This window comes from Sphaerochaeta sp., from assembly GCF_050256055.1.
Taxonomy (GTDB): Bacteria; Spirochaetota; Spirochaetia; order Sphaerochaetales; family Sphaerochaetaceae; genus Sphaerochaeta.
Genome location: NZ_JBFWIJ010000024.1, coordinates 22311 through 47660, shown reverse-complemented (window position 1 = coordinate 47660; position 25350 = coordinate 22311). Strand labels below are relative to the sequence as shown.

Below are 25350 nucleotides of genomic sequence, written 5' to 3'. Positions count from 1 at the left end.
GTTCAACCCCACTGCAGGCATTTAGGAAGGCTTTCAATCTCACTGATCGCTACATCACATTGCTGGAGGCTTGCTGATGAAGAAAACCAGGAAACAAATAAACGGACAAAGCTCTTTACAGGAGACCAGAAAAGCCGAGGGCAATCAACTTGTCTCTGCTTGACATTCATTTGGTCAATAGGTATATTGGACCACGGCTGTAAAGCAAACGGGTAGTAGCGCAGGGGCTAGCGCACCTGGTTCGGGACCAGGGGGTCGGAGGTTCAAATCCTCTCTGCCCGAGTATAACAATAGAGGTAACTCCTTGTTTCGAAATAAGAAATGAGGGGTTATTTTTTTATGGAGAGGAGAGCCCATGTACCATGTATTAGCCCTTGATCTCGATGGAACATTGACCACCAGCACCAAGGAGATTACCCTGCGCACGAAGAATGCCATCGATGAGGCCCGTAAAAGAGGGGTGCATATCGTTTTGGCCAGTGGGCGTCCGGTACTCGGCATCGAGCATGTTGCCCGTACATTGGGGCTTTTGGGTAATGATGCAACCATCCTTGCCTATAACGGAGGCCAGTTGGTGTCCACCAAGGACTTGTCGGTATTGTGGGAGCGGACCGTCGATGTACCGACTATACATACTTGTTTTTCGTATGCCAAGCAACATGGATTGGCCGCACTAAGCTATGACGACAAGGGTGTCATTACTGAAATGCCTGACGACCGGTATGTGCACCTGGAGGCATACAACAATGCCATTCCCATCCGGCGGGTGCACAACCTCATCGAACAGACGTCCACACCCCAACCGAAGGTCATGATCGTCGGAGAACCGCAGAGGCTGCTTGAAGCGAGGACCGTTCTGCTGCCGATGGTCGCCGAGAAAGCAGACCTCGGCTTCAGCGATCCCTTCTTCATGGAAATAACCGCCAAAGGAGTCCAGAAGGCAAGCAGCTTGCTTGTCCTGCTCGCACTGTTGGGAAGAACACCTTCAGATTTGATGGTGGTCGGCGATGGATTGAACGACGTGCCGATGTTCGGCGTCGCTTCGCTAGCCGTTGCCATGGCCAATGCGAGCGATGAAGTGAAGGCACATGCCAATGCATCAACTGCTTCGAACGATGAAGATGGGGTTGCTTTGGCCATTGAACAGCATATATTGACCAAATAACATAAAAACTCTGCATTCCATCCCTCCGATAATATGGTACAATACCAGTTACTCAGTACGGACCTACCAAATAGGAGGGTAATCCATGAAAAAACTCAGTATTCTGGTACTTGTTCTGGTTCTCAGTGCAACATTGTTTGCACAAGGAGGCAAGGAACCTACCGCAAAGGCAGCTGACGGGCGGCCTACGATTCGTTTGTTGACCGATGCCACAGGCATCGATGACAAGTCCTTTAACGCAGCAGCGTGGAGAGGCATCGTCCAGTTCTATGGCGACACCGTGGAAAACCCCGCAAATCGCGGAAAGTTGTATGATGTGGTCACCGCACAGACCCAGGATATGTATATCCCGAATCTGCGCCAGGCCAGTGACGAAGGCTATGACTTGATCATGGTCACCGGTTTCACCTGGGCCGATGCGCTTGGGGAAGTCGCTCCGCAGTATCCCGATCAGAAGTACACCATCGTTGACGTCGATTGGGTGGGCAAGCCGAATGTCATGGAATTCATCTATTCTGAAGAGCAGGGATCCTATCTCGTCGGTATGGTTGCCGCTCTCCAGGCCAAGGAAGATGGAATCAAGGATCCGAAGTTCGGATTCATCGGTGGCGTTCCCGGTGCAACCATCACCAAGTTTGAGATGGGCTACGTACAGGGCATCCGCTCGGTGTACCCCAATGCCACCATCTACGACTACTATGCCAATGACTGGGGCAAGCCGGAACTGGCCAAAGCCCAGGCGAAAAACTGGTATGACATGGGCGTCTACTGCATCTTCAGTGCTGCAGGCGGAACGGGCAACGGAACCATCGCCCAAGCCAAGGAATATCGGATGCAGGGCAAGGACATCTGGGCTATCGGCGTTGACAGCGACCAGTATGCAGACGGCATCTACACCGGTACGAAGAGTGCCGTGTTGACCTCGATGCTCAAGCGTGTTGAGAACTCCTCCTTGATGGTCCTCAAGGCTGTCCAGGATGGTTCCTTCAAGGGTGGCGTCGTACAGATGGGTATGGCCGATGAAGGTGTCGGTTACTCCACTGCAAACCCCGAGCTCTCCAAGAACGTCGTGAAGCAGGTCGATGCAGCCAAGGCTGACATCATCAACGGAAAGATCAAGATCTACAAGACCTACCGTGATGCGCTTGCCGCCGGTGCAGCTCCCGCTGGACTTGCCGCACTTGATGACTGATTTCGTGTGTTCGGCCGGCAGGAAACTGCCGGCTCTCTGTATGTCCATCATGTCTGCTGGTGGGCATACAGAGAGCCTTGAGGAAGGAGCTGATGGTGAGTGAATATGCAATCGAAATGAGACAGATCACCAAGACGTTTCCCGGTGTTGTGGCAAATGACAAGGTGACGCTCCAGGTAAAGAAACAGGAAATCCATGCACTGCTTGGAGAGAATGGAGCGGGCAAGTCAACGTTGATGTCCATTCTGTTCGGGTCCTATACCGCTGACAGTGGATCCATCCATCTGGATGGTAAACAGGTGGAGATCAAAAATCCGAATGTCGCCACATCGTTGGGGATCGGGATGGTCCACCAACACTTCAAGTTGGTGCAGAATTATACGGTCACTGAGAATATCGTGCTCGGTATGGAGCCCACCAAGGGCAGACTGCTTGATCTTGGCAGTGCCCGTAAGCGGGTAGCCTCGTTGAGTGAGCAATACGGGCTTGCCGTCGACCCTGACTCCCTGATTGAACACATCACGGTGGGGCAGCAACAGCGGGTCGAGATTCTCAAAACCTTGTACCGCAATGCCAATATCATCATCTTCGACGAGCCTACGGCGGTCCTTACGCCGCAGGAAATCGACGAGTTGATGGAAATTCTGAAGAAATTGCGTTCCGAAGGCAAGACCATCCTTCTGATCACCCACAAATTGAAGGAGATCAAGGAAGTCGCCGACCGTTGCACCGTTCTGAGAAGGGGTACTTATATAGGGACGGTTGAGGTTAAGGACGTCAGCGAACAGGATCTTGCCGAGATGATGGTAGGACGCGCCGTCAAGTTCGAGATCGACAAACCTGAGCAGAAAAGCGGGGCGGTGGTCTTGAGCCTTGAGCATCTGCAGGTTGCCGACTCAGCCGGGTTGCTTCGGGTGAAGGACCTATCCTTGGAAGTGCATGCCGGGGAGATTGTCGGTGTCGCCGGTGTCGATGGCAACGGACAGAGTGAACTGTTGGGAGCCATTACCGGGCTGCTTCCCTTGTCCGGAGGGCGCATCCTGTTGGATGGGAAACCTATTGAACAGCTTTCCATCCGTGAACGGATTGAAGAAGGGATGGGGTATATCCCTGAGGATCGGCAGAAATACGGCGTGGTGGGGGAATTTTCCATTGCTGAGAATATTGCATTGAAGAATTACTACCAGAGCAAGTACCGAGGCCGATTTGGTGTCCTTGATTTCTCGGCAATGGACCAGGAAGCCCAAAAGCTGATTGATCAATTCGATATCAGAAGTGCTGAAGGGGCGAAGACCAATGCAGGCAGTCTTTCCGGAGGAAATCAGCAGAAGGTAATCGTCGCCCGGGAAATTTCCCTTTCTCCGAAGGTACTTATCGTCGCCCAACCTACCCGTGGATTGGACGTGGGGGCCATAGAGTATATACGAAAACGCATCATCGATGAACGATCGAAAGGGAGGGCGATCCTGCTGGTCTCCTTTGAACTGGATGAGATCATGAACCTGTGCGACAGAATCGCAACCATTAGCAAAGGGAGCATTGTGGCAGTGAATAAGCAACATGAGGTTACCGAGCGGCAGATCGGGATGATGATGGCCGGATCAAGGATGGAGGAAACCGTATGAAACTCTCCCGTCAACGACTGATACAATCCGATGGGGCCGTCTCCGTCCTGGTAGTTCTTTTGGGCTTTCTGGTCGGTACGATCCTGGTTGCCCTGGTGGGGAAAAACCCCCTGAACATGTACAAAGCGCTTTTCCAGGCTTTGAGTGGATACAACATCGACAATGGAAAGATGAATGTCCGCTACATCGCCGAGACCATCAACTATTCGGTTCCCTTCATCCTTTGCGGGCTTTCGATGGGATTCGCCAAGCGCGTCGGTCTGTTCAATATTGGAGGTGAAGGGCAGTATATCATGGGACTCACCATCGCCCAGAGCATTGCATTGCTTGGGCCCCAGATTCCTGTCATGCACTGGATGCTCGCCATTATTGGGGCTGTGGTAATCGGATCATTGTGGGGCGGAATTGTCGGAATCCTGAAAGCCAAATATGAAGTGAGCGAGGTTGTGTCCACGATCATGCTCAACTATGTGGCTTTATACCTTTCACGCATCATCTGTCTCCAACTGCCCGGGGCGACAACCTACAAGACGGCCAACTATCCTGCAACCGCCTTGATAGAGAACAGTTTCTTTCAGAAGATCACCAATTACTCGTTGTTGAACAACGGTATCTTCATGATGATCATCGCTGTGGTGGTTTATTGGTTCATTATGGAAAAGACCAGTCTCGGCTACGGCATGCGGGCAACCGGATTCAACAAGGAAGCTGCACGGGCAAGTGGAATACCGGTGGTCAAATCAATTGCGATTTCCATGGCGATCAGCGGTGCATTCGCAGGTTTGGGCGGGGGCATCGTGGCCTTGGGTTCTTTCAAATACGGGCGTGTACTCGCTGGTATGGACAACTACGGTTTTGACGGCATCGCTGTTGCCTTGGTGGGCAACAGCACCGCTTTGGGGACAACCTTGGCAGGATTCCTCTTCGGCATGCTCAAGAATGCCCAGGCTTTGATGCAAGGCAAACAGATTCCCAAGGAAATCACCTTCATCATCCAAGGTTTGATCGTCATATTCATTGCGCTGCGCTCGGCGCTCAAGCTGTATCAGGAGTACTTGGATAAGAAGCAATTGCAGAAGGAGGTAGGGGTCAAATGAGTATGATTTTTGGAATGCTTCCTTCAGTCTTGATGATAGTTTCCCCGATTCTGATCACGGCAATCGGAGGAATGATCTGTGAAAAGGCCGGTGTGGTCAACATCGCCTTGGAAGGATTGATGGCAATCGGAGCCTGCACGGCGGCCGCCGCGCATGTGCTGATGGAAGGTGCGGGGGTGAACCACACCCTTTCCCTCTTCTTGGCATTGTTGATGGGGTTTGTGGCAGGCGGTTTGTTCTCCTTGGTCCACGCGGTGGCTTCGATCAACCTCAATGCCGACCAAACCATCAGTGGAACCGGCATCAACCTGTTGGCCAACGGGGTGACCATTTTCGCCAGCCAGATTCTATTCAGCGCCGACCGAACCAAGGAGTTTCGGATGGGCATGCAGACTGATGCACTGGGCATCTATCCTACCGCCTATATCGCTATCGCCGTGGTGATCCTCTCTTGGTTCATTCTCTACAAGCTTCCCTTCGGCATGCATCTTCGGGCGTGCGGGGAACATCCCGGAGCTGCCGAGAGTGTAGGTATCAGTGTGAAGAAGATACGGTATTTCGCCGTTATTGCCAGCGGGGTGCTTGCAGGCCTTGCCGGAGGATGCGTCGTCCTGACCCAGACCATCCAATACACTTCCAATACCATAAACGGCCGGGGATTCATCGCCCTTGCCGCCGTTTCCTTCGGCCGCTGGAGGCCGCTGGGGGTGACCGGGGCTGCCTTCCTGTTCGGTACTGCCCAGGCTTTCGCCATCATCGCCAACAATATTCCCGCTCTTCGGGTGCTTCCCACTGAAGTATTCAACATCCTGCCCTATGTGGTCACCTTGGCTGCATTGGTGTTGTTCAGCGGTAAGAACTATGCACCGAGTGCAGCCGGAAAACCGTATGAGAAGGGGGCGAGCTGATGACGCCCCATAATCGGGCAGCCAAGGGGGAGATCGCCCCTGTAGTGCTTGCTCCAGGCGATCCAATCCGAGCCAAACTGGTTGCCGAACATTTCCTTACCGATGCCCGCTTGGTTACCGATGTGCGGAACATTCTCGGCTATACCGGAACCTTCCAGGGCAAACCGGTTTCCGTGTTGGCCACCGGCATGGGAGGGGCTTCGATCGGAATCTACAGTTATGAGTTGTTCACCGAATATGATGTACAGGCAATCATCCGAATCGGAACGTGCGGAGGCCTGCAACCTCAAATTGCAGTGGGTGATCTGGTTTTGGCTATGACCGCCAGCACCGATTCCGCCTGGGCTCACCAATACAATCTGTACGGAACGCTCAGTCCTTGTGCAGACAGCAATCTCCTGTTCAAGGCGGTGGAAATAAGCCGGAAGAGGGGAATCACCACCCATGCGGGGATGGTGTTTTCCAGCGACCTGTTCTCCTCGTACAACGCCTTGGGCCCGGATAGCTGGAAAGCATGGGCGAGAATGGGCGCATTGGCCCAGGATATGGAAACCTATGCGCTGTACAGCACCTCCGCATGGACCGGCAGAAAGGCGCTTTCGATCCTGACCATGACCGACAGTTGTGTCAGCGGGGAAGGGTTTGGTTCTGAAATGCGGATGCTGGGCTTATATCCAATGATCGAGCTGGCACTCGCTGTCGCCGTTGAGGTCTGATATGGAATGCATCGACGCCATGCGCCGCCGGTTTGCGTGTAAAGTGTATGATGTCAAACGCCTGCTCGATGATGAGCAGATCCGTCAAATCCTTGAATTCGGACGGCTTACCCCCACTTCCTTCGGTCTGGAGCTTTGGTCATTCCATGTGGTGACCACTGCAGCGTTGAAAGCGCGTTTGCAGAAAGCCTGTTTTGATCAGGAAGGGGTGGGTACCAGTGCAATGACGGTGGCCGTTTTGGTTCGTACGGCAGCCTATGCCGATCCCGACGGGAATCTGGTCCGACAGCGCTCCAGCAGATTCCCTGATCCTCTGGATCAGTTCATCGAGGATTATCGTCCCTATCATGCCTTTCTCAAACAGGAAGGGCGTTTGGATTGCTGGTTATGCAGCCAAGGATATCTGGCCATCGCCAATATGATGACTGGAGCAGCTTCGCTGGGAATCCAAAGTTGTGCAATCGAGGGTTTTGACGAAGCAAAAGTTCTTGAGGTCCTCGGCATCGACGACTCATCCTGGCAGGTTTCCCTGCTCGCAACATTCGGGTATCCCGGTGAGGCGGAACGTCCGAAGATCCGACAATCGCAAGAAGACTTGGTCGTCTACCACTGATCAGGGCAGGGCAGCCAGTGCACGATCGATGAGGGACCAGAACCAAGGGATGTCGAGTGTCGTGGCTATCCATACTCCGTCATCCTCACCGGCAGGCAGTTGGGTCGTCTTGCCGTAGGAAGGTCCGCCTGTAATGTCCACGTTCACCTTCCGGAGGATGGTTTTTACCTTGGAGGGGTCGACCAAGTAGGCAACGCACAACGGGTCATGGATTTGGGGCCAACCGATGGCATGTTTTTCGTAATTCGCCATGTAGGTGTCCATGCATGCTGCAAATACCTCGGTACTTCGGCCCGGTTTGGCATGATAGAGAGACAGCCGCTCAGGTGAGAGCGTCACCTGTCGGGTGCAATCCAAGGGAAAGAGTACCAGCTTGGCTTTGCAGGAAAACACGATGCGTGCAGCTTCAGGGTCGGCGAATGTGTTGAATTCCGCTTCCTTCGTCACATTGCCCTCGCTGAACGATCCTCCCATGATGATGATCTGCTTGACCAGCGTCGGAAGATTCGGTTCCCGCTCCAAAGCGATGGCAAGGTCGGTCAACGGTCCTACGCTGACGATGCTGATCTCCTTCGGATTCTCGTAAAGCAACCGTATCATCTCGGTGATACCGTCCCCTTCTTGGAGATGCTGGAGTTTCCGTTTTCCGAATACCGGGCCGTCGAGACCCGATTCCCCATGGAATTCCCCTGCAATCACATGCTTTCGCACCAACGGTTTGTCAGATCCTTTGTAGACAGGGCAACTGCAGCCTGCAGTTTCCATGATGTTCAGGGTGTTTTCCACCGTCTTGCTCAGGGCGACGTTTCCATTGGTGGCAATGACCGCTTCCACCTGAATTTCTTCCAGTCCGGCAGCAAGAAACAGGGCGACTGCATCATCGAGACCGGTGTCCACATCCAAAATGACTCGTTCCATCTCATCCCTCTTTGCATACATGCTATGCAAGGCGGCCTGCGATGGGATAAAGGCTCCGAGGGACGGAGATTAGGCACATCGCATCCGTGCATGCTCTTCGATACTACCAGTATCATCCCGGTCATGGCAATCCCGGCCTTTTCCATCGAGTAGTGGGTGAACATACACGATTCATTGCACCAGATCCCACAAAACACTGGTTGTATGATACCATGCATTCATGAGAATCATACAAATTGCAGTGGGACCGAATCAGGTCCCCTTGACCGGGTATCTGCAGGACATTACCAATGACGGGGGAATTCGCAATATCAGACCGACGGTGGTCATCTGTCCGGGAGGTGCCTATCGATTGCTCTCGGAACGTGAACGTGACCCAGTGGCTTTGCACTTTCTGAACATGAGTTACAACGTATTCATCCTCGATTATTCGGTACAGGAGCAGGCGAAGGAACTCAACCCACTGTTGGAAGCCAGTGATGCCTTGATCAAGATACGTGAGCATGCACTGACTTGGATGTGCGACCCTACGCGCATCGCCATTATCGGCTTCAGTGCAGGGGGGCATCTGGCGGCTTCCCTCGCCTTGTTGCATGATCATCCGCTTCTCAAGCAGCGGCTGACCATTGTTGACGAGAACAACCGGCCGGATGCAGCTATCTTGTGCTACCCGGTCATCACCTCCGGTGCATTTTCCCATACAGAAAGTCTGGATTGGGTCAGCGGGGGTGATACGCAGCTGCGTAGTCTCTTCAGCTTGGAGAACCAAGTCAAACCTTCGACCAGCCCGATGTTCATCTGGCACACCGTCACGGATGCCACCGTCCCGGTAGAGAACAGCCTGTTGTTGGCTGCATCGCTCAGAAAGATCGGCGTCCCCTTTGAGCTTCATCTGTTTGAGAGCGGGGACCATGGTCTTTCTCTATGCACCGAAGAGGTGGGGACTCCCCATCCGCTCTGCCGCCAATGGGTGGATCTTGCTTCACACTGGTTGAACGCACGGTTCAACCATACCTTATAAGGTTTCCAGCATTCCTTCTGCGGATCTGATTCCGCTGGCCCAGGCCCCGGTGATACCGCGGCTTGTGCCGGCTCCGTCTCCTGCAAACCAAATGTCTTCGGTTACCCGGAAATGTTCATCCAGGTACGCCGGCTTGTTGGCGTACAGCTTGATCTCAGGATAGTACATGATGGTTGATGGATGGAGTACTCCCGGAACAATGGTATCCAGGTTTTTCATTGCCTTCCAAATTGCACGGAGGATTTTTGCAGGCATCGCCAGAGAAATGTCCCCGGGGCAGCAGGTTTTCAGCGTGGGTTCGAAATCATACAAATCACCACTGAAGCTTGCTTCTTTGCTTCTCGATCCAAGACGGAAGTCCCCCACGCGTTGCATCAACGGTTGACCGCCACCCATAAGCGCTGCCTGGAGTCCCAAATTTTCGGCAAAAGCCTGTCCGCTGGCCAGGGGTGCGGTAAACCTGACGGTCTTCAGGATTGCGAAGTTCACCAATCCGTTGTCATGGCGCGGGTCGGGGGCGAACGCATGACCGTTGACCGAGTACCATTGATCCCCTCGGTTGGTTGCATACCGCTCCCTCACCACATGGGCGTTGCCGCTGTTGGTGCAGAACGTTCTCACCTTTTCTGGAAAATAGAATTTCGGGTCATAGTAATCGCGGACGATGGGGTAGTGTTCGATGCGTGTCTCCACCCGGAGTCCGATGTCGACGATGTTATCGATAAACGGAACCGAAAGCGAACGCATCAGGTCCTGGAGGAAATGGAAACCCTTGCGGCCGGGAGCCACCAACAGTTTCTTGTAGCCGATCTCCCGTTTTTCGGTGATGATGAACCGTTGTTGCGCATTGACGCTTTCCATTGCCTCCCCGAGCGCGAGGGTAACCCCATGCGCTGCCAGTTTCGCCAACAGTTGCTTGATCAAAACCAAGCCGCCGTCGGTGCCCAGATGGGTCTGCTTGATCTCCAAAAGCGTGCAGCCAAGTCGTTCGGCCCTTTTCTGGTAGATGTCGATATTTGTCTTTTCCATGAAGGACGGCTCCAGGAAATCAATGACTTCCTTCAGATAGTACTGAGCCGCTTCTTCCGTCCAGTACTCAACCGGAAACCCGATCGGGTAGGTGAAGTTCATCTTGCAGTCATTGCGCATCCCGCCGGTAGAGACTTTCTCCCGGTCGAGCATGAGAATGTTCAAGTCCGGTCGGTGTTTGAGAAGCGTGAATGCAGTGCCCATGCCAGCCGGCCCGCTTCCTACAATGATGACATCGTATTGATCCATGGAGTACCCTCCCAATGATGATCGGAAAGGTCTCCCTTTCCAATCAATTATCCCCATTCCGTCAGGTTTGGTAAAGCCCTCCCAGAATCAAGGAGCCTTGCAGAGGCGAAGCATTCATGGTATTACACCAATATAGGAACAGTGTGTGCGAGGTGGACAATGTATATCAGTGCCAAGGAAGCTGCAAGGAAATGGGGAATATCCGAGCGTCGGGTACGCATTCTTTGTGAAGAAGGAAGGGTCGACGGGGTACTTCGTTCCTCCTGGGCGTGGAATATCCCTTCGGATGCACCCAAACCCAGTGATGGAAGACAGCTCAGGCATATCAAGAATCATGACCTGAGAATCGGGGGAATGGATTTTTCCCGTCTTGAGGAGGGAAAACAGGCTTTGGAGTCGTATTCCAACGCCGTCTTGTTCCTGCATTCCTACCGCCATCAAGTCATCCGATTCATTCTCTCGGTGTTTGCCGGCGAAGACTTGATGATCACAGCACAACAGCTTGCCGTACTGTTCAACCAGTGTTTTGTCCCTGAATTGCAGTTTGAGGTACAGGTACTGGCATTGAACCTACGCACGTTGCTCAATCGATTGCTCTCCCAATATGGGCTGGGTCCGGTGCCGCCCAAGAACCGTCCGCCGATGAGTGAGCAACGGCTCAAGGAGCTGTACCAGCTCCTTACGCAAGGCTTGGATGACCAAGGTGAGTATCCTTACCGGACGGAAGCACACGCCGACTACACCATTGACAAGCAGATGCAGACACTCTTTATCCAATATGAACGCGATTGGATGCTTTTACACCCTGTGGTCCGTTCGCTGTTTCTCTATGGGGAACTCTTGCGAATCAAGCCGTATGGACGGTATGATGGGTTGCTTGCCGCCCTTGCTTTGGCCCAGGAATTACTGGCGAACGGATATCCTCCTGCGTTTGTTGATATTGAGCATATCGATGAATTCAAAGCTGCCATGATTCTTACCCGAAGCCGGGGAAATTACCAGAACGCCCTGCGTATGCTGGAGCAGCAATTGCTCTTTGAATGCACGTTGTTGACCAGCGAGGAGTGATTTCGTGTTTGTGTTTTCCAATGCCACAGTCGTGGACGGCACCGGTGGTGCACCGTTTACAGCAGATATACAGATAGAGAATGACCAGATCACGGCCATCCTTCCTCCCGAAACTTCCCGCTTTCCCGTTGATTATGACTGCACGGGAAAGGTCCTGTGTCCGGGGTTCATCGATATGCATGGGCACAGTGAATTGGAAGTGTTGCGCAATCCATCGATGCGACCGAAGATCGGGCAGGGAATCACCACCGAGGTTACAGGAAACTGCGGCATCGGGGTGTTTCCGGCTGAGAAGGACAGTGCATTCCTCAAGGAATTGTGTACTGATGTCCTGGGGCCCTATGAAGCCATCGGTTGGAATGATTTTTCTTCCTATTGTGCAACCTGGAAGCAGCAGGGAAGCGGCACCAATATGGCGTTCCTGCAGGCACATGCAACCTTACGCAGTTTTGCCATGGAAGGGAGTCCAAACCGGATAGCCACCTTGGAGGAAGTACAAACGATGTGCTCGCTTCTCCAAGTCAGCTTGGAGAGCGGCTGCCTGGGCATGTCCACCGGTTTGTATTATGCACCCTGCCTGTTTGCCGACCGCAAGGAACTGCTCTCTTTGCTTGCGTTGCTTCAGCGCAATGACCGGTTGTTCACCGTGCATATCCGCTGTGAGGGGGACGGGGTGCTGACCAGTCTGCAAGAGGTGTTGGAGCTTGCCCGAGAGACGGGAGTACGGCTGCAGATCAGCCACCTGAAGGCGATCGGGAGGGAGAACCAGCAGTTGGTCGGCCAAATGCTCTCGATGATTGAAGAAGCCCGGTTGGAGGGGCTTGATGTCCATTTCGACCAATATCCCTATGCGTATGGCTCCACCAGTTTGTTCAGTCTGCTGCCACCGCCGTATCTTCGTCTCTCCCGCTCGGATCTTCAACAGATGCTCAGTAGCGAGAAGGAGCGGCAACGGATCAAGCAACATATGGAGGAAGCCCGTGGATGGGACAGCATCGCAGTATTGTGCGGCTGGGACGCCATCAAGGTTCTTACCTTGGAGACGAATCCACGCTATGAAGGCATGAGTATTGCAGAAGTGGCAAGCGAGCGGGGGCAGGGGCCGTATGATGCATTCTTCGATCTGCTGAAGGAGGAAAAGGGCTCAGCGCTCATGACCGATGTCACCCAGAGCCAGGAATCGATCAAGCGGATTCTCTCCCATCCCTTGATGTGTTTCGGGACCGACGCCCTCTATGCCGGCAGGAAAACCCATCCTCGATCCTATCAGGCGGCCATTCATCTCCTTGATCGGTATTGGAAACAACAACATGTGCTACCCTTGGAGCAGCTGATCGCCAAAATGACCGGAGCCTGTGCCTTACGCTTGAACATACCGGACAGGGGGACCATCAAACCCGGCTGCAAAGCTGATATCGTGGTCTTCGATCCCAAGACCCTGCAAGATTGCAGTTCAGACCAAGTTCCTGATGCTAAGGCCAAGGGGCTGGACCTTGTCATGGTCAACGGAAACGTGGCGTATCGGGAAGGCAGCTACACCGATGCAACCGCCGGAGACCTGCTTCTGTACTAGTCAGTCCTGTTCGTACCTGTTGAGGAATCGCTGGGTTCGAGGATTCTGTGGATTGTTGAACACCTGCTCCGGTGTGCCCTCCTCGACGATGACCCCGTCATCCATGAAAATGACACGGTCGGAGATATCGCGGGCGAAGGCCATCTCGTGGGTGACGACGACCATGGTCATCTTCTCCTTTGCCAGATCCTTGATGACTTTCAAGATCTCCCCGGTCAATTCGGGGTCGAGAGCGCTGGTCGGTTCATCGAAGCAGAGTACCGCCGGATTCAATGCCAAGGCGCGTGCAATGGAGACCCGTTGCTGCTGCCCGCCGGAGAGCTGGGAAGGGTAGGCTTTTTCTTTTTCTTCCAATCCCATTTTGGCAAGCAGGGAGCGGGCGATCGCCTGGGCTTCCTCCTTGTTTTTGTTCAGCACATGCATCGGGGCTTCGGTGATGTTGCGCAACACGTTCATATGGGGAAACAGATTGAAGTTCTGAAAGACCAAACCAAGATTCAAGCGAACAGAGCGCAGCGTCTGCTTGTCGGCATACAAGACCGTCCCGTGTTCATCGGTATCGACCATGTTCTGGTCACAGACCACGATGCTGCCGCCGTCGATCGGTTCGAGTTGGGTCAAGCATCTGAGGAGCGTGCTTTTCCCGCTGCCCGAAGGTCCGATGATCGAAAGCACCTCCCCTTTGTTCAGGGTGAAGGAAATCCCCTTGAGCACCCCAAGGCCGTCGAAGGCTTTGGTCAGGTTTTCTACACGAATCATTTCCATGGCAGCTCTCCTAGTGGTAGTAGTTCAGCTTCTTTTCAAGCAGGTCGAACGAACGGGAGACCACCGCATTCATAATGAAGTAGAACACACCGGCGATGAAGATCGGCATGGTGGAAAATTCCCGGGCGGAAGCATTCTGGGCGACGCGGAACAGTTCGGCGACCCCGATGGTTTGTGCCAGTGCTGTATCCTTCACCAGCGTGATGACCTCGTTTCCCATGGCCGGAATGATGCGTTTGACCACCTGTGGAGCGATGACATGGGTGAAGGTGTGGGCTTTCGAGAATCCCAGCACCAGACTGGCCTCATACTGACCGACGGGAATCGACTGGATTCCCCCTCGATAGATTTCAGCAAAATAGGCGGCATAGTTGATGACGAACCCGACGATAACCGCTGTAAAACGGTCATAGGAAGAGCCGAAGATGTAATACGGGGCGAAATAGACGAAGAGGAGCTGAAGGATCAAAGGGGTCCCGCGCATGATCATGATATAGCCGTTGACCAGATTGGAGATGACTGGATTCTTTGCCATTCTGCCCTTGGCGACAAGCATGCCGAGTGGGAGAGCGAACAGCAATGTCAGGGCGAATATCTTGAGGCTGGTCAGAGAACCGACTGCCATCTGCAGCAATAAGTTTCCCATGCATATCTCCTTGAGAGAGGATTGTGTGCGTTTCGTCAAAAAAAAAGAAACGGGGAGGCAAGCTCCCCGTCATCATACCGTTTTCGTTACTTTCCGACAACGGTAATATCGGCTGCGAACCACTTGGTGGAAATTTGTGCCAAGGTCCCGTCCGCTTTCATGGCAAGCAGCTGTTGCCAGACTGCATCGGCAAGCTTTTGGTCGCCTTTGCGGAATCCAATGCCGTAATCCTCGGGTGCCAGTTCCTCGCTGAGGATCCTGAATGCCTTGCCGCTGCGGTTGATGTTGTCGTTCGCCACCATCAGGTCGACGACCAATGCATCAATGCCTCCGATCTCCAGATCCATCAGGCCGGTGAGGTTTTCCTTGAATTCAACAAATTCCTTGACGGATTTCTGGAAGGAGGGAGTGGCTTCAATGGCGCTGAGGGCGGAAGATCCCGCTTGGTATCCCACCGTCTTTCCGGCAAGGGATGCAAGATCGGTGAAGGCGCTGTCCTGACGGACGACGACCACCTGGGCATTGCGCAGGTATGCAGGGGTGAAGGTCATCGCCTGCTTGCGTTCCTCGGTAATGGTGAACCCGTTCCAGATACAGTCGATGTTTCCGGTGTTCAGTTCCTGCTCTTTCGCATTCCAGTCGATCGGTTGCAGCTTCAGCTTCACTCCCATGCGCTTGGCGACTTCCTTGGCAAGATCTACGTCGAAGCCTACGATCTCCCCTTTCTCATCCCTGAACCCCATCGGGGGGAACGTATCATCAAGACCCATGACCAGCTGACCCTTGTCCAGGATTTTCTGCAGGGAATTGTCTACACCAGAGGCTTGCTCCTTGGTGCCTTGGGCGAACAGTGCCGAAGCGACCAGCAGCAACGCCGAAAGAAGAACAGTGCATCGTTTCATTGGTATATCTCCTCATTCACAAATACCCCGGGAGGGGTTTGTGTGTGAGTGTACCTGTTATGCAGGAAAATATCCAGTCTTACTGCATAATTATTCATATGATGAATATTAGGAATGGCACTGATTTGCGAATTGGCATCCTGCACATCCGCTTCCCTTCTTGGTTGAACAGGAAGCGCAACTGCCTTGCTTGCCTTGTTTTACCAAGACCCTGATCGACAAGATGAGGAGGGCGAGGATCAAGCATGCCACAAAAACATTGGCTAGTATGGTAGTAAGCATAGGTACCTCACGAAAGAATCATGGCGATGAAACGTACTGCCATCGCCATGAGATAGGCGAATCCTGTTTGCCAGAGAATGGCAAAGAGGAGCTTGCGTTTGCTTCCCAATTCCTTGAACATCGCACTGATAGCGGCGATGCAGGGGGAAGAGAGAAGGATGAACGTCATATAAGAGAGTGCCGAGGCAGGTGTGAAGAAATCGGAGAGAGCAGCAGTCCCGACGGTGACGCTCAGGGTGCTGACGATCGATTCCTTGGCGGCGATACCGGTAAGCAAGGCGACGCTGGCCTGCCAGAACCCGAAACCAAGAGGGACGAAGAGAACCGATATCACCCGTCCCAGGCTTGCAAGCATGCTTTTGTCCGCTCCCACCATCTGCAATTTGAAGGAGTAGGAAGAAAGTAAATAGATGACCACTGAGGAGAGCAGGATGATCGTTCCTGCTTTCTGGATGAACCCCATGATGCGTTCCTTGGTCTGCAACCATACGTTGCGTCCGCCCGGCTTCTGGTACCTTGGCAGTTCCAGGATGAAGGCGTTGGTTTCCTTGTGGCGATCCAGCGCACGGGCCAAGAGGCCGGTGACGATGACTGCAAGAATTCCCAGAAGGTAGATCAAAGGAGCGATATACCACCGGCCGGGAAAGAAATAGGTGAGCATCAAGGCGAAAACCGGCATCTTTGCCCCACAGGGTATGAACGGGGTGACGATGACCGTAAGTTCCCGTTGTTTCTGGTGTTCAATCGTCCGACTGCTCATGATGGCCGGAACCGAACAGCCTGTTCCGATGACCAGCGGGATGATCGATTTCCCCGAAAGTCCCATCGAACGCATCAACCGATCCATGATGAAGGCAATACGGGCCATATATCCGCAATCCTCCAGGATGGAAAGCAAGAAGAAGAGAACGAAAAGTTGCGGTACGAAAGTAAGCACTGCACCGACCCCTGCAATGATCCCATCGGCAAGGATTCCTGAGAGCAGGGGGTGCACCCCCGCTTGGTCGGAGAGCACATGCACCTGGTCTGCGAGAAACGCGAACAATGATTCCAGGATACCGGTCGTAAATCCTCCGACCAATCCGATCGAAAGATAGAAGACCGCCCCCATGATCAGGGCAAACAAAGGAAGCGCTGTGTATTTGCCGGTGGCAAGCGTATCGAAGTTGAATTGTTTGGCGGTCATCTCACGTATCTGGCAGTCTTTCGCAATATGTTCGGCGATCTTATAGCGTTGGTCTATGATGATGGCCTCGACATCATCGTCGAAATGCACCATCAGTTCCTTGCGGGAAAGGTCGAGGTAGTTCTGGAATGTCTGGGGGGCGGGGGGCATGGAAGAGATGAACAGGTCGTCACCCTCCAGCAGTTTGATCGCAGCCCAGCGCATCTGCCTGCCTGAGGGGATGAGATGGAGATAATCGTCAGCGATGATATGGGAAATGTAGCGTTCGATGAAATTGGAGAACAAAGGGCACAAGGGAGCCTTTGGTTCGGCCAATGCATGCTCGATCTCCGTCAGCAACGTATCGATGCCTGTCCCTTTGCTGGCAGAAAGCTGCACAACCGGACATCCGGTGAGCTGACCCAGACGCTTTGCATCGATGCTGATCCCTTCCTTTTGGAGCAAATCCTCCATATTCAAAGCGAGCAGCATCGGTCTTCCCAACTCGGCAAGCTGGGTGGTCAGATACAGGCTTCGTTCCAGGTTGGTCGCATCGATCACGTCGATGATCAGATCCGGTTGTTGATCCAGCAGGTACCTGCGTGAAAGCTTCTCCTCAGGGGAGTAGGGGGAGAGCGAATAGATGCCCGGAAGGTCGAGGATGCGGTTGCCTCCCACCATGCCTTCCTTCTTCTCTACGGTCACCCCCGGCCAGTTGCCAACATAGGCGGTGGTTCCGGTAAGCATATTGAACAGCGTGGTCTTCCCGCAGTTGGGATTCCCAATGAGTGCAATTGTTTGCATAGACTATCTTAATTCTATGGATTTAGCCTCAGCTTTTCTGAGACAAAGATGGTAGCCACGGATGGATACTTCCATAGGGTCTCCCATCGGTGCAAGCTTGATAATCTCGACGCCAACCCCTTTGGTGAAGCCCATATCCATCAGCCTTCGTTTGAGCTGCTTCGGCGCATGAATCGCTTTCACAGCTCCTCTCTGCCCGATACTCAATTCATCCATCGTCATTTGCATTGTGTTCATCCTTATCTATAAGTTAGCTTAAACAAACATTTATGTCAAGGTTTTCCAATCTTCCTCCGTGACAAAGGTATAGATGCATGCTACCATCAGAGCCATGCAGAAATCAGGGGAAGATTATCTGGAGGCCGTATTGGCTCTCAATGAAGCAAACCAGAAGGTACGGACGACCGATGTGGCCGCCCGTCTGGGTGTCTCCAAGCCGAGTGTGAATCGTGCCATGAAGGTACTTGCCAATGATGGATATATACACCAGGAAACCTATGGGGATATCCATCTGACGGAGAAGGGCAGGCTCAAGGCTTCCCAAGTATATTTCCGTCACAAGACCTTGACCAGTTTCCTGATTGAGGTACTGGGAGTCGACGCGGTGGTCGCCGAGAAGGACGCCTGTTTGATAGAACACGACATTTCCAGCGAAACCATGGAGAAGTTGGCTTCCTATCTTGGTTCGATCCAAAAGGATTCCCGCTGATACTTGTATACAAGGTTGTGGTTGTTTGCACACTCTTGCGGTTGCCTCGCAAAATTACTCCCATAACCACAAAAGCTTTGTCTTGTGCATTTCCCAAAGCCTTTTACACTGAAAGTATAGAAGACTTTAGGAGGTCGCCATATGAAAAAATCATTGGTTTTCGTGTTGCTGATTGCCCTTCTCCTGCCTCTTTCCCTGGTTGCCCAAGGCACCAAGGAAGCTGCAGTGGATGAGACAAAACCCGTTACGGTGCAGTATTGGACCCATGAGGATCCAGCCAGAACGCAACTGGAGAACGAGTTGATCGCCCAGTTCATGGAGCAGAATCCGAACATCACCGTCGTTCGCACCACACAAAGCTCAGCCAAACAGATCGAGCTGGTGCAGACTGCCTTTGCAGCCAACCAAGGCCCGGATATGTTCAATCTGCCGATTGAGAACCAGTATGCCTACATCACCAATGCCCGTGTGGCTCCGGTGGACTACAAAGCTGCCGGGTATGCTAGCAAGGAAGACCTGCTCAACAAGTATGTCGACGGGGTGCTTGATACGGTAACCGTCGATGGCGAAGTGTATGGACTTCCGCTCGAACTGACCAACTGGGCAATCTATTTGAACAAGAAAGTGTTCCGCTCCGCTGGCCTCGATCCTGAGAAGGATTATCCCAAGACTTGGGAAGAGATGGCCGACATCTCTGAGAAGCTGGTCATCCGTGACGGCGACATTCTCATCCGCCGTGGCTTCGATTTCCGGTATCCGTATTACCTGACCTTCTTCGTGCCGATGGTAGAGCAACTTGGTGGAGATCTGCTCAGTGCCGACGGCAAGAAAGCCATCATCGGCGACGATGCATGGATCAAGGCCCTGACTTTCATGCAGCAGTGGGGACCGTCGGGCCGCAACCTTGGTTCTCCTACCTACAAGAATGCCCGCAACTTGTTCAACCAGGACAACAACGACATCGCCATGGCACATACCGGGCTCTATCAGGAAGGCCGTATCGAAAAGGATAACCCAGCCTTCTTCAAGAGTGGAGAGTGGATGGTAATCCCGTATCCGACCTTCAAGAATGCGGTACGTAATGTGGCAGCCTGTTATTACGGTCACTTCTTCATGGTCAATGCCGACAGTGATCCTGCCGTACAGAAAGCCGCTTGGAAACTTGCCGGATTCCTCCTCAGCCATGGTGAGGATTATCTGACCCGCGGCGGCAACATCATTCAGCCGACCAAGGCGCTCTTCGCCTCGGATACCCTGAAGAACATGCCGTACAGCCAGGTGTTCATCAACGACATGGCTCGTGCCCACATGATCTACTACGGAGAAAACTCTGCAGAAATCCAGACCCAGATCCGCTATGCAGTGGAGTCGGTCATGCTCAGTGGAGTGAGTCCGGAGAAGGCTTTGGCCACCCTCCGTTCCGCCGTTCAGGAAATCATCGACGAGCAGTAATTGTACATCAGTCGGCCTTGCCGGGTGGCAGGGCCGACCCATTTTTCTTCGAGGAGCGCTTCATGGGTAAAAAACCGTATCGGGGAATCGAGAGAAAACAGGCTCGTTGGGGGCTGTTGTTTACCGTCCCTTCCCTGCTTTTCTTCTCTCTGTTCAGTTTCTATCCTATCATCAATGCCTTTTATACCAGTTTTTTCGATAAACGGGCATTGAGCAAGGCGCCTCCGAAATTTCTGGGACTCGGCAACTATATCCGGCTGTTCGATCCCTCACGTGCCGCCAGCGAGCTCTCCTTTTTCAACAGCCTTCGTGCCACTTTGGTGTTCACGGTGGGAACCTTCATTCCCTTGTTGCTCCTCAGCCTTATGTTGGCGGTATTCATCAGCAATCTTTCAAGCAAGCACTCCAAGAAGGTGCTGCAGATCGCTTATTACAGCCCTGCAATCCTTTCCAGTGTTGTAGCCGCAACCATTTGGATGATCATCTTCGATCCCCGGGGGCTGGGCAACCAATGGCTGAATGCTCTGTTTCATACCCCCGGTGTAGACCATCGATGGTTGGTTGACCCTGTCATGGAACAAGTATCGACGATGGTTATCTATTTCTGGAAATACATCGGATACTTTGTCATCCTATTCATCACCGGTCTTGCATCCATCCCGCCGACCATCTATGAGGCGGCCACCATCGATGGGGCGAAAAAAAGCCAGGTATTCTGGCGCATTACCCTGCCGCTGCTCAAACCTACGGTAGTACTGGTTTCGGTCATGGCGATGCTGCAATGTCTGAAAACCTTCAGTACGCAATACATGATTTACACGAACGGGGCACCCCGTGCACCGATCAACGTCATCACCTTCAATATTTACATCACCGGCATCCAGCAGCAGTATCTGGGTAGGGCGAGCGCTATGAGCGTGGTCCTCTTCGTACTGATGCTGTTGTTCACCTTGTTGCAATTCAAGACCACCAAGAGTGAACAGGTGGAATACTAGGAGGCCGGTCATGCAGATAGAGCGTACATTTTCCGTTTCCAAGATCATCATCTCCCTGGCTTTGTTGGTCATGTTGATCTTCACGCTGATGCCCATCGTATTCATGGTTGCAGCTTCCATGATGACCAGTCGCCAGATCCTCAGGATGCCCTTCAACTGGATACCTGAACAGATAGCTTGGGCGAATTTTGCAAAAGCCATCCAGGGAAACGACCAAACCTATATATTCGTTCGGAATATCTCCAACTCCTTGATTGTGAGCATCACGGTGGCTGTGACCACGGTGTTGATCGCAAGCCTGACCGGGTACGGTTTGGCAAAGTTCCGGTTTCATGGACGGAACACCATTTTCATGATGATCATGGCTACGATGATGATTCCCTTCGAGGCAATCATGATTCCGTTGTACATGGTGGTCATGATGCTGCGCATCCAGAACACCTACATCGGCTTGATCCTTCCGTTCCTGGTCAGCGCTTTCGGCGTCTTCCAGATGAAACAATACCTCACCACCTTTCCCACCGAGTTTCTCGATGCGGCGAGGGTCGACGGGATGGGGGAATTCGGCATCTACTGGCGTATTGTGCTTCCCAACTGCAAACCGGTCATCGCTACGCTTGCCATCCTTTCGTTCAGGAGCCAGTGGGACAACCTGCTGTGGCCGCTGTTGGTCAGCCAGAGCGAGAAGATGAAGACAATACCCCAATACATTTCCTCGTTCGCCTTGGAGCGAAGCACCGACGAAGGGGCCATGATGGCTGCCGCCCTTTTGGCGTCGATTCCGATGTTCATCCTCTTTATGTCCCTGACCAAGTACTTCATCGGCGGAAGCGCCGTATATGAATCACGGAAGGGGTGAGTATGTACGATTATCTCTGCACTGATCTTTCGGTGGAGCATCCGGCATTTCGTTTGCTTGGGCGGTATCCCGACCGGTTGGTCTCCTATCCGATCCAATCTCTTTCGCATCACCCCGGTCGGTGTCTCTTCCTTTCGGACCATGCCCAGCATGTTGAACAAGCCCGGATGCTCGGATTCGGCACACTTCTGGTGGATGAGACGTGCAGCGAACAGACGTTGCTTCCCTACCTGTCATGGGTCGATCCTCCGGTTTGTGCATCGCATACTTTGTTCATGTTCGATCTGGGCAATGTGGTGATCAAGAACATCACCATGCTCGGTAAGATCGCGCGGCGCTACGAGTTGGACCGGGAAGCCTTCTTCCAGGATTATCTGCATTATGAATTCCCTTTGATGGAGGGTGTGGTTTCATCAGCCGTCTATTGGGATCATGTGTATCACCAATTCGGGATTCAGGTGGAAGGAGATCCGTTCTTCGATGCTTTTGATCCGATTCCCAATGAGGAGATGCTACATCTCATCAAGCGCCTTCGCTCGGAAGGGAAGCGGGTTGTATGTGCTTCCAATACGATCGACCCACATTGGAAGAAGATGGAGGCAATGGGGATTCTCTCTCTTTTTGATGCCACCTATGCTTCCCATAAGCTTGCCTTGACCAAGCCCAGTGAACGATTCTTCACCACCATCTTGGAACGGGAGCGGGTGGACCGGGAAGCGGTGTATTTCATCGATGACTATGAGCTGAATATTGAACACGCCCGCAAGCTGGGGCTTGCGAGCCTGTTGTATGCCGATGGCATCGGCCTGACGGCCAGCGAGCGGTTGGCCGAGGCCTTCGGCGAACGTTGATCAGACTGAACCCTGTTCGTCCCTAAACTGAGTCGGGGTCTTGTTCGTGAACCGTTTGAAGATTTTAGCGAAGTATCCGGGGGTGGGGAAGCCGCAGCTGATTGCGATCTCTGCAATGTTTTTCTTCGGATCCTTCATCTGTTCCACCGACTTGTTCACCCGCCAGGCGTTCAGGTATTGCAGGAAATTCAGGCCGGTCACTTCCTTGAACAGGCGTGACAGGTGGCTTTCCGACAATTCAAGATAGGCCGCAGCCTCCTGCAGCCCCACCGGTTGTGCATATGATTCGGCTATGTAGGCGATGGTGGCGTCGATGACATGGTTGTTCACGTTGCGCGGCAGCGGTATCAATTCCCCGCCGCTATTCGGGTTTTTCCGCAGCTGTTCGTAGTCGTGGTCTTCTTCCTGGATTTTCTTGACCAAGGAGGCCAGCGTTTCTTCCAACTCCTCATCATCAACCGGTTTGAGCAGGTAGTCGAATACGCCCAGTCGGATGGCTTGTTTCATATAGTTGAAATCGGTGTGGCCGGTGAGGATGATCGCATGATTGACCGGACAGTGGCTGAGCATCGTAAGCCCGTCCTGGGCGGGCAGGCGGATATCGGTGATGACGATATCGGGCTCCAGACGTTTGATCAGCTGCTCGCCTTCCAAGCCATCGCTTGCCGTTCCTACCAGATTCAATCCCAGCAGCTCCCATCTGATCGAGGAGGCGATCTCCTCCTGGACAATCTGTTCATCCTCTACAAATACTACGCTATAGCTCATTTGTCACTCCCTTTGCATCAGATGCGTCGTCCGGGAAGGAAATTCTGACTGTTGTTCCTTCTCCGGTCTTGCTGTCGATGGACAGATGCATCTTCCTCCCATATTTGAGAAGCAGACGCCGATAGATATTGTATACACCAACGTGTGTTGAGTTGGCAAGTTCGTCAAGGTTGTCAGGGAGTGTTCCGGGGGGGAATCCCACTCCGTTGTCCTGGACCGTAATGAAAATTCGCCCTTCATGTCGTTCCACCCGGACGGTCACCCGCCATTCACCCCGCTTGGGTTCCAACCCGTGGATGATGGCGTTCTCCACCAAGGGTTGGATGATCAACTTGGGGGTTTTGACCGAGGCGCATGAGGGATCGAGGAAGACGTCGGTCACCAGTTTATCTCCGAACCGGAGTTTTTGGATGGTAAGATAGGAGTCGATGAGGTTCATGCTTTCTTCAAGGGTGCTTTCACTCTCATGGTTGTCGATCGTGGACCTAAGGAGTTTTCCGAGCTTTACGGTGATGGTGTAGATTTCCTGCTCTCCATGCAGTTTTGCCAGGGCTTTGATCGTGTTCAGTGTATTGAACAGGAAGTGGGGATTCATCTGGCTTTCCAGGGCCTTGCGTTCCGCCTCGCTGAGTTTCTGCTGTTCCTCACGGGTCAATTCCAGCAGGCTTGCAATTTGACGCACCATCAGGTTGAAGGAATGTTCCAGCTTGGCGAATTCACTGATGGCACTGGTGACTTCCTTGCTTTGGAGCTTGCCGTCCTCCACTTCGCCCATACGGTGGGCAAGGTCCCGGATAGGCCGGGAGATCGACCGCGAGAAGAGCAGGGAAAGCACCAATGCCAGAAAGGTTCCGATGAGCATCGTTATGCTGAAGGCGAAGAACCAACGGTCCAGGCTTTCTTCAAAAGGTACTGCATTGACGCTTCCTGCCAGATACAGGCTTGTTCCCGGGATTTGGCTGATCGCCGTGATCGAGGTTCCGGTGCGTAGGGCTGCTTGGCGGTAGTTGCCTTTCAATTCGGAGAGAAAGGGGAATTTATCGAATGTACCGTAGTCATCGCTTTGCAACAGGCTGGTAGCGTAGAATTCCTTGGTGTCGACGAGCAGCAGATCGTCAAGCAACTGGTCTTGGTTTACCTGCCCGGAGAGTGCTTCTGCATAGAGGTCGAGTACCAGATACCCGAGGTTGGTGCCGTCTTCGTCGTACACCCGTCTGAGAATGGAAGCCACCACCTGTTTCCCGTTGTCTGCGGTTCGGTGACCGCGGATGCTGATCAGTGAAGCGGTGGGGGAGACATCCTCGTTCTGGCTGATGATGGAGTTCATGTCCCAGGTATTTCCGTGGTAACGCAAGTCATACACTTCGGGGAAGGTGTGGGTGGAGATGCGGACCTTTCCTGAATTGCTGACCAGATTCGCACTGGCAAGGTAGGTATCTCCGCGCATGGTGCTGAACAAGAGCTGGTAGAGAAACCTGCTCTCGGGCGAATCGCTCGACAGTCGGTCGGTCCGAAGGATGCTTACAACCAAGGGGTCGGTAGAGAGTTGATATGCTTTGTGTCGATAGGTTTCCAGAACAGTAGAGACCTGGTCTGCATCGTTGAGCACCAGGTTCAAGGTCTGATTTTTCAAGTACCGCTCTTGGTTTCTTCCGCCGATCAGTGCATAATATGCGGAGAAGAGACCGAGGGGGACGATCAGCACCACCAAAAAGTACAAGAGCAGCCGTCCAAACAGGGTTGTTCGAGACTTGAAGACGGGACGAGCATTCATGGTTTGAGTGTACCGGCAAAGGGGTGCGGATGCAATATATCTTTACAGGGGGAATTTTTTCTGCATAAACATACTGATTTATGTATATGAGGGTTGACAGACTTCCCCAAAGAGCGTTACAAACAAGAAACGGCGGTCAGCCGTTCATTGAGGAGAGTATCGTGAACGCGTTCACCAAGCAGGTGCAGGCAATGCACCGGACAT

General features: G+C 53.0%; 25 protein-coding genes and 1 tRNA gene. 16 read left to right on the top strand and 10 right to left on the bottom strand.

Annotated elements, in window-relative coordinates; translation table 11 throughout:
* The first annotated feature begins 209 nt into the window (after window positions 1-209).
* The 8 genes from AB7C91_RS10240 to AB7C91_RS10205 all read left to right on the top strand — a co-directional run bounded on the left by AB7C91_RS10240 (window position 210) and on the right by AB7C91_RS10205 (window position 7316).
* Window positions 210-282, top strand: a tRNA-Pro gene (locus tag AB7C91_RS10240).
* A 73-nt stretch (window positions 283-355) separates the two neighbouring features.
* Window positions 356-1165 carry a Cof-type HAD-IIB family hydrolase gene (locus tag AB7C91_RS10235; RefSeq protein WP_428591163.1) on the top strand — a complete coding sequence of 270 codons (810 nt, stop codon included), beginning with the start codon at window positions 356-358 and terminating at the stop codon, window positions 1163-1165.
* 85 nt (window positions 1166-1250) lie between these two features.
* Window positions 1251-2357, top strand: coding sequence for a BMP family ABC transporter substrate-binding protein (locus AB7C91_RS10230; protein ID WP_332448332.1), 1107 nt, complete (start codon window positions 1251-1253; stop codon window positions 2355-2357).
* Window positions 2358-2452: 95 nt separating this feature from the next.
* Entirely contained in the window at window positions 2453-3982 is a 1530-nt protein-coding gene (locus tag AB7C91_RS10225) for an ABC transporter ATP-binding protein (protein ID WP_332448333.1), read from the top strand.
* Complete coding sequence (locus tag AB7C91_RS10220) at window positions 3979-5079, top strand: ABC transporter permease (RefSeq protein WP_332448334.1); 1101 nt, start codon at window positions 3979-3981, stop codon at window positions 5077-5079. The genes AB7C91_RS10225 and AB7C91_RS10220 overlap by 4 nt, the downstream gene beginning before the upstream one ends.
* The gene (locus AB7C91_RS10215; protein ID WP_332448335.1) at window positions 5076-5987 is read left to right on the top strand and encodes an ABC transporter permease; all 912 of its coding nucleotides are present in this window, start codon (window positions 5076-5078) and stop codon (window positions 5985-5987) included. The genes AB7C91_RS10220 and AB7C91_RS10215 overlap by 4 nt, the downstream gene beginning before the upstream one ends.
* Complete coding sequence (locus AB7C91_RS10210) at window positions 5987-6703, top strand: purine-nucleoside phosphorylase (protein ID WP_332448336.1); 717 nt, start codon at window positions 5987-5989, stop codon at window positions 6701-6703. The genes AB7C91_RS10215 and AB7C91_RS10210 overlap by 1 nt, the downstream gene beginning before the upstream one ends.
* A gap of 1 nt (window position 6704) precedes the next feature.
* Window positions 6705-7316, top strand: coding sequence for an NAD(P)H-dependent oxidoreductase (locus AB7C91_RS10205; RefSeq protein WP_332448337.1), 612 nt, complete (start codon window positions 6705-6707; stop codon window positions 7314-7316).
* Here AB7C91_RS10205 and AB7C91_RS10200 read toward each other — a convergent pair whose 3' ends face one another.
* The gene (locus tag AB7C91_RS10200; protein ID WP_428591157.1) at window positions 7317-8234 is read right to left on the bottom strand and encodes a nucleoside hydrolase; all 918 of its coding nucleotides are present in this window, start codon (window positions 8232-8234) and stop codon (window positions 7317-7319) included.
* 220 nt (window positions 8235-8454) lie between these two features.
* Between AB7C91_RS10200 and AB7C91_RS10195 the strand changes: the two genes are divergently transcribed.
* Window positions 8455-9255, top strand: coding sequence for an alpha/beta hydrolase (locus AB7C91_RS10195; protein ID WP_428591154.1), 801 nt, complete (start codon window positions 8455-8457; stop codon window positions 9253-9255).
* On the opposite strand, the gene AB7C91_RS10190 is transcribed toward AB7C91_RS10195, so the two are convergent.
* Window positions 9250-10533 carry a pyridine nucleotide-disulfide oxidoreductase gene (locus AB7C91_RS10190; protein WP_332448340.1) on the bottom strand — a complete coding sequence of 428 codons (1284 nt, stop codon included), beginning with the start codon at window positions 10531-10533 and terminating at the stop codon, window positions 9250-9252. The genes AB7C91_RS10195 and AB7C91_RS10190 overlap by 6 nt on opposite strands.
* A gap of 159 nt (window positions 10534-10692) precedes the next feature.
* Here AB7C91_RS10190 and AB7C91_RS10185 point away from each other — a divergent pair, with 159 nt between their 5' ends.
* On the top strand, window positions 10693-11601 hold the full coding sequence (locus AB7C91_RS10185; protein WP_332448341.1) for a hypothetical protein: 909 nt from the start codon (window positions 10693-10695) through the stop codon (window positions 11599-11601).
* A 4-nt stretch (window positions 11602-11605) separates the two neighbouring features.
* Window positions 11606-13174 carry an N-acyl-D-amino-acid deacylase family protein gene (locus tag AB7C91_RS10180; RefSeq protein ID WP_428591151.1) on the top strand — a complete coding sequence of 523 codons (1569 nt, stop codon included), beginning with the start codon at window positions 11606-11608 and terminating at the stop codon, window positions 13172-13174.
* Here the strand turns inward: AB7C91_RS10180 and AB7C91_RS10175 are convergent, their stop codons facing one another.
* The 6 genes from AB7C91_RS10175 to AB7C91_RS10150 all read right to left on the bottom strand — a co-directional run bounded on the left by AB7C91_RS10175 (window position 13175) and on the right by AB7C91_RS10150 (window position 17975).
* A complete protein-coding gene (locus tag AB7C91_RS10175; RefSeq protein WP_428591148.1) occupies window positions 13175-13939 on the bottom strand; it encodes an amino acid ABC transporter ATP-binding protein in 765 nt (254 codons plus the stop codon).
* A 10-nt stretch (window positions 13940-13949) separates the two neighbouring features.
* Window positions 13950-14585, bottom strand: coding sequence for an amino acid ABC transporter permease (locus AB7C91_RS10170; protein ID WP_332448344.1), 636 nt, complete (start codon window positions 14583-14585; stop codon window positions 13950-13952).
* Window positions 14586-14671: 86 nt separating this feature from the next.
* A complete protein-coding gene (locus tag AB7C91_RS10165; RefSeq protein WP_332448345.1) occupies window positions 14672-15487 on the bottom strand; it encodes an amino acid ABC transporter substrate-binding protein in 816 nt (271 codons plus the stop codon).
* A gap of 108 nt (window positions 15488-15595) precedes the next feature.
* Complete coding sequence (locus AB7C91_RS10160) at window positions 15596-15769, bottom strand: hypothetical protein (RefSeq protein WP_428591145.1); 174 nt, start codon at window positions 15767-15769, stop codon at window positions 15596-15598.
* A 7-nt stretch (window positions 15770-15776) separates the two neighbouring features.
* Window positions 15777-17738: a ferrous iron transport protein B gene (gene feoB / locus AB7C91_RS10155; RefSeq protein ID WP_428591142.1), complete on the bottom strand. Its 1962-nt coding sequence runs from the start codon at window positions 17736-17738 to the stop codon at window positions 15777-15779.
* A 3-nt stretch (window positions 17739-17741) separates the two neighbouring features.
* The gene (locus tag AB7C91_RS10150) at window positions 17742-17975 is read right to left on the bottom strand and encodes a FeoA family protein (protein ID WP_428591139.1); all 234 of its coding nucleotides are present in this window, start codon (window positions 17973-17975) and stop codon (window positions 17742-17744) included.
* 94 nt (window positions 17976-18069) lie between these two features.
* Between AB7C91_RS10150 and AB7C91_RS10145 the strand changes: the two genes are divergently transcribed.
* From AB7C91_RS10145 to AB7C91_RS10125, 5 genes are all read left to right on the top strand, one after another.
* Window positions 18070-18447, top strand: a complete 378-nt coding sequence (locus tag AB7C91_RS10145) for a metal-dependent transcriptional regulator (protein ID WP_332448348.1) — start codon at window positions 18070-18072, stop codon at window positions 18445-18447.
* A gap of 141 nt (window positions 18448-18588) precedes the next feature.
* The gene (locus AB7C91_RS10140; RefSeq protein ID WP_332448349.1) at window positions 18589-19899 is read left to right on the top strand and encodes an extracellular solute-binding protein; all 1311 of its coding nucleotides are present in this window, start codon (window positions 18589-18591) and stop codon (window positions 19897-19899) included.
* Between the two features lie 62 nt (window positions 19900-19961).
* Complete coding sequence (locus AB7C91_RS10135; RefSeq protein WP_332448350.1) at window positions 19962-20894, top strand: sugar ABC transporter permease; 933 nt, start codon at window positions 19962-19964, stop codon at window positions 20892-20894.
* Between the two features lie 10 nt (window positions 20895-20904).
* Complete coding sequence (locus AB7C91_RS10130) at window positions 20905-21753, top strand: carbohydrate ABC transporter permease (RefSeq protein WP_332448351.1); 849 nt, start codon at window positions 20905-20907, stop codon at window positions 21751-21753.
* A gap of 2 nt (window positions 21754-21755) precedes the next feature.
* Window positions 21756-22604, top strand: a complete 849-nt coding sequence (locus AB7C91_RS10125) for an HAD-IA family hydrolase (RefSeq protein ID WP_332448352.1) — start codon at window positions 21756-21758, stop codon at window positions 22602-22604.
* Here AB7C91_RS10125 and AB7C91_RS10120 read toward each other — a convergent pair whose 3' ends face one another.
* Together AB7C91_RS10120 and AB7C91_RS10115 are read right to left on the bottom strand one after the other, a co-directional pair.
* A complete protein-coding gene (locus tag AB7C91_RS10120; RefSeq protein WP_332448353.1) occupies window positions 22605-23372 on the bottom strand; it encodes a response regulator transcription factor in 768 nt (255 codons plus the stop codon).
* Window positions 23362-25146: a cache domain-containing sensor histidine kinase gene (locus AB7C91_RS10115; RefSeq protein ID WP_428591132.1), complete on the bottom strand. Its 1785-nt coding sequence runs from the start codon at window positions 25144-25146 to the stop codon at window positions 23362-23364. Before AB7C91_RS10115 ends, AB7C91_RS10120 begins: the two co-directional genes overlap by 11 nt.
* Window positions 25147-25350 lie beyond the last annotated feature (204 nt).